Below are 4,649 nucleotides of genomic sequence, written 5' to 3' on the forward strand. Positions count from 1 at the left end.
CGCTCGAGGCGGCCGACGTGACGCAGGACGACACCTCCGTCACCGTCCGCACCGAGGACTCCGGACGGCCGGGCCCGGCCGTGAGCGCGGCCTGGGTGGTGGCCGCGGACGGCCTGCACTCCCCGACCCGGCGCTCGCTGGGGCTCGACCGGGACCGGCCTCCGCAGGCACCGCAGAAGAAGGGCCGTGACCGTCACGAGCGCGCCGCCGACCGACCCCGGAGCAAGGGCCAGGGGGCCGAGCGGCCGGAGCGGCGGTTCGGGCTGCGCCAGCACTACCGCATACGGCCGTGGAGCCACCACGTCGAGGTGCACTGGGGCGCCCACGGCGAGGCCTACGTGACACCGGTGGCCGACGACCTCGTCGGCGTCGCGGTGCTCACGAAGCAGCGCGGGCCGCTGAGCGACGGGCTCGCCGAGTTCCCCCAGCTGCGCGAACGGCTGGACGGCGCCCCGGTCGTCACCTCGGTGCGCGGTGCCGGCCCGTTGCGGCAGCGGTCGACGCGCCGGGTCGCCGGGAGGGTGCTGCTCGCCGGTGACGCCAGCGGCTACGTCGACGCGCTCACCGGCGAGGGCATCTCGCTGGGCCTGGCGCACGCCCGGGCCGCCGTCAGCGCCATCGCGGCGGGCGACCCGCAGTCCTACGAGAGGTCGTGGCGGGCCGCCACCCGCCGCTACTCGCTGCTCACCCACGCCCTCGTGCAGGTCACGCGGCCCGCGTGGAGCCGGCGCCTGCTCGTGCCCGCGGCCGCGAGCCTGCCACCGATCTTCCGCGGCGCCGTCAACGAGCTCGCGAGGCCCGGCCGGTGACGTCGTATGCCACGAGCGAGCACCTCGAGGAGCTCGTCGTCCTCGTCGCCGCGGACGGGCACGCGGTCGGCACGGCGCCCAAGGCGACCGTCCACCACGCCGAGACGCCCCTGCACCTCGCCTTCTCCGTCTACCTCTTCGACGGCGCCGGAGCCCTGCTCGTGACCCGGCGCGCCCTGCACAAGGCCACCTTCCCCGGCGTCTGGACCAACTCGGCGTGCGGGCACCCGGCCCCGGGCGAACCGGTCGAGGACGCCGTGCAGCGCCGCGGGCGGCAGGAGCTCGGCATCGACGTGCGCGATCTGCGCCTCGTGCTGCCGCGCTTCTCCTACCGGGCCGAGATGGACGGCGTCGTCGAGTGGGAGCTGTGCCCGGTCCTCGTCGGACGTGTCGTCGGCGTCGCGCCCGAGCCGCAGCCAGACCCGGACGAGGTGGCCGCAGCCGAGTGGGTGCCGTGGGAGCAGTTCGCCTCCGACGTCCTGTCGGGCGGGCGCGAGGTCTCGACGTGGTGCCGTGAGCAGGTGGCCGAGCTCGACCGCCTTGGCCCGGATCCCGCCGCCTGGCCGTCGGCCGACCCCGCCGATCTGCCCGCCGCCATGACGACCCACGTCCTGTGACCGCACCCCCGCGGACGGCGGCACACCCCGGGGGCGGCGGCACCCGGCATACGGCGTGGCGACGGCCTCAGGGTGTGCAGCGAACCGCGCGCGCCGGGTCCGGGTTGGGTAAAGGGAGGGCGTGAGCGCACCCTCCAGCCACCAGCCCGCACCGGCTCGCGTGCCGACGCCGCCCTCGCGTGTCGCGGGTGCCGCCCTCGCCACCGGACTGGGCGTCGTCGCGTGGGCCACGGGGCGCAAGCCGTTGCACGCCGCAGGCAGCACGTGGGCCGCCGAGCTGCGGGTCGACTCGCCGCTGCCCGACCTCGGCGTGCCGCTGCTCCTCCAGCGCGGCGTCCACGCCTGCACCGTCCGGGTCTCCCGCGCGGTCGGCACGCCGGAGGGCTGGTGGGACGTCGGCGGCCTCGCGGTGCGCCTGCCCGACGCCGGGACGCGAGGACGCCCCGCCGACCTGCTCTTCGCCACGACGGGCACCGGCCGGCTCAGCCGCTACGTGCTGCGCCCGGTCCGGCGGGCCGCGACCCGGCCGCTCACGACACTGCTGCCCACCCGTGCGGGCGGCCGGTCGCTGGAGCTGCTCGTGCGCCCCCTCGGCGAGGCGGAGCAGCCTCGCGAGTACGAGCTGGCCGTCTCGGTCGACGGGGGGCGCTGGACCGGCGTCGGCCTGCTGCAGCTGCGCCGCCGGCTGCCCGACACGCGGACGCGCTTCGACCCGATCGTGGACGAGCTGGAGGGGACGAGGCCCCCGGCGTGGGTGGTGGGCCTGCGCGAGCCGGCCTACCGGTGGGCGCGCCGGTTGAGCCGCAGCCGTTCGCCCGAGGTCGGGGCGCTGCCGGTCGGGGGCGACTGAGCCGGACGGCTCAGAGCAGCTCGCCGGCGAGGTCCTCGAGGACGTGCTGGTCGCACCCGGCCGCGAACGCCTCGCGCGTGGCGTCACGGGCCGCGACCAGGGCGTCGGGCCGCAGGGCCGCGATGACGGCGGCCACCGCGCGGGCCTTGGCACAGTCGCTGTGCAGGCGCAGCTCCCCGATCTCGACCGTCCTCGGGTCGCCGCCGATGCTCGCCGCGCACGCGGCCTCGAGCTCGCGCTCGAGCTCCCACAGGTGCATGAGCTCCTCGATCTCGGGATAGTGCTCGAGACCGCCCCGGGCGACCTCGAGGGCGGTGGCGTCGTGGAGGTCGGCCACGGAGCAGGCCAGGCGCGCCACGCGGAAGGCGAAGCGGCGGGCCTGCCCTCGCTCTGCGCCGGCGATGCGCGCGGCCAGTCCGGGAGCCACGACCTCGACCTGGTGCAGATCCACGGAACTCCTCGTCGGTTCGGGCTCGGGCTGCATCGGCAGCCCACGGAGCCATACCCGGTGCTGGTCCCGCCCGGACCTCGTCGCGTCGACGGCTGCGCGTCGATCCGGCACGGTCACGCCACCGGGAGGCGCTCGCGGAGGAACTCCATCGTGGTCGCCCAGGCGAGGGTCGAGGAGGTCGGGTCGTGCCACTGCATGTCGTCGTTGTCGAACGCGTGGTCGGCGCCGGCATACGTCTCGACGACGGTGTCGGGCTGCGCGGTCAGCGAGGCCTCGATCCGGCGCACCGTCTCGGTGTCGATGAAGGAGTCGGCGAGGCCGAAGTGGTGCAGGCTCGGGGCCGTCACCGTCAGGGAGTCGTGCAGGCCCGGCAGTGCCGAGCCGTAGTAGCTGACGAGCGCGTCGAGCGGGGCGTCGCCGTCCGACTCGAGGTGCGCGGCAAGGTTGTAGCCGAGGCCGCCACCGAAGCAGAAGCCGAGCGCGCCGACACCGCCGGTCACCTCGTCACGGCCGCGCAGCCACTCGACGGTGGCGGCGGCGTCGGTCACCGCGGCCTGCCAGTCGAGGCGCTGCACGAGCGCCATGCCCTGCTGCAGGGCGTCGTCCCCCTCGACCGGCTCCGTGACGCCGAGGCGCCAGAAGATCTCGGGAGCGACGACGACGTAGCCGGCCTCGGCGAGCTGGGCGGCGCGGCGCTGGATGTAGTCACTGACGCCGAAGATCTCCTGCAGCACGACGATGCCCGGACCGTGGCCGGTGGGCGGGAGCCAGAAGCGGGCGGGCATCTCTCCGGCGACGGTCGCGATCGTCACGTTCTCGGTCATGGCGGACAGTATGGCGACCCTGCCTGAACGGCCGGCGAGCGGTCGGCGAGCGGTCGGTGGGTGCGGGGCCCACGCCACCGAGGGCGTATGCCGTGTGCCGGGCTCCGGCCGTCAGGTGCCCCGGGCACCTGCCGGCCGTTCAGCGGCGCGTCCGCAGCTCGCGCAGGCGCGCTTCGTACATCCGGGCCCGCCCGGCGAGGGCGTCATGCTCGCGCTCGTGGCGGCGCAGGACGGTGACGAGCGCGACGACGAGCAGCACCAGTGCGGCGGCGAGCAGCGCCAGGACGAGGACGCCGGACCCCGACTCCGCACGCCCCGTGCCGAGCAGCACGAGGATGGCGGCGAAGAGCGCGGCGCCGACGAGCGCCACGCCGCCGATGCGGTGCGACGCCGTCCGGTCGGCCGCCTCGAGCGCCTGCTGCGCGATCGCCCGCTCTTCACGAGCGACGTTGCGGCACAAGTAGGTCGCGGCCGGGAAGCGGTGGGTCGAGCTGCCGTCCGGGGCGGTGCGGAAGCGGAAGTCGGACGGCACGTCGACGATCCGCGGGCGGCGTACGGCGTCGGGAGCCGACGCGGGGCGGGTGGTCGGGGCGGTCAGGGCGGGCGTGGCGGTCATGGCGGTCATGGGACGGTTCCTTCTGTCTCCGAGGTGTGACGGGGAGCGACCGTTGGGTGCCCCGTGGTGGTCACGGCGCACCCAACGGTCGCTCGGTGAGAGCGGTTCGGCTCAGTCGTCCGAGCCGGTGTGCAGCCGCGCGCCGAGGGCATGTGCCGTGACGACGAGCGCGGCGGCGGCCAGGACGATGTCCTTGAGGACGTACTGGCCCATGAGCGTCGGGCCGTGCGGGAAGAGCTCGGCGGTGAAGAGCGCGAGCGGCGACATGATTCCGATGAGGGCTCCGCCGAGGACGACGAGGCCGACCCGCAGGAACCTCCCGGACACGAGCGTCAGGCCGATGACCGTCTCGGTGACGGCCGTCAGCAGCACGGCGGCATGGCCCGAGACGAGGCCGACGGTCAGCCGGTCGATGGTCGCTGCGGCGATGGCCTCCGCCGGGCTGAGGCCCGGGAAGAACTTCAGCACGCCGAAGCCGAGGA

General features: G+C 75.4%; 7 protein-coding genes. 3 read left to right on the plus strand and 4 right to left on the minus strand.

Annotation, left to right across the window (positions count from 1 at the left end):
• The 3 genes from ABD194_RS20450 to ABD194_RS20460 all read left to right on the plus strand — a co-directional run.
• Positions 1 to 809, plus strand: an 809-nt coding sequence (locus ABD194_RS20450; RefSeq protein WP_343994949.1) for an FAD-dependent monooxygenase, incomplete at its 5' end; no start/stop codon positions are given.
• Positions 806 to 1,426 carry an isopentenyl-diphosphate Delta-isomerase gene (gene idi, locus ABD194_RS20455; RefSeq protein WP_343994951.1) on the plus strand — a complete coding sequence of 207 codons (621 nt, stop codon included), beginning with the start codon at positions 806 to 808 and terminating at the stop codon, positions 1,424 to 1,426. The genes ABD194_RS20450 and idi, both read left to right, overlap by 4 nt.
• 121 nt (positions 1,427 to 1,547) lie before the next feature.
• Positions 1,548 to 2,276, plus strand: a complete 729-nt coding sequence (locus ABD194_RS20460; protein WP_343994953.1) for a phosphodiesterase — start codon at positions 1,548 to 1,550, stop codon at positions 2,274 to 2,276.
• Positions 2,277 to 2,286: 10 nt separating this feature from the next.
• Here ABD194_RS20460 and ABD194_RS20465 read toward each other — a convergent pair whose 3' ends face one another.
• The 4 genes from ABD194_RS20465 to ABD194_RS20480 form a co-directional block, all read right to left on the minus strand.
• On the minus strand, positions 2,287 to 2,727 hold the full coding sequence (locus ABD194_RS20465) for a hypothetical protein (protein ID WP_343994955.1): 441 nt from the start codon (positions 2,725 to 2,727) through the stop codon (positions 2,287 to 2,289).
• A 113-nt stretch (positions 2,728 to 2,840) separates the two neighbouring features.
• Positions 2,841 to 3,551, minus strand: a complete 711-nt coding sequence (locus ABD194_RS20470) for a dienelactone hydrolase family protein (RefSeq protein WP_343994957.1) — start codon at positions 3,549 to 3,551, stop codon at positions 2,841 to 2,843.
• A gap of 139 nt (positions 3,552 to 3,690) precedes the next feature.
• A complete protein-coding gene (locus ABD194_RS20475) occupies positions 3,691 to 4,176 on the minus strand; it encodes a hypothetical protein (protein WP_343994959.1) in 486 nt (161 codons plus the stop codon).
• Positions 4,177 to 4,278: 102 nt separating this feature from the next.
• Positions 4,279 to 4,649: DoxX family protein (locus ABD194_RS20480; RefSeq protein ID WP_343994961.1), on the minus strand; the 371-nt coding region annotated here is incomplete at its 5' end.

Origin of the sequence: Terrabacter terrae (assembly GCF_039529575.1) — a bacterium.
GTDB lineage: Bacteria > Actinomycetota > Actinomycetes > Actinomycetales > Dermatophilaceae > Terrabacter > Terrabacter terrae.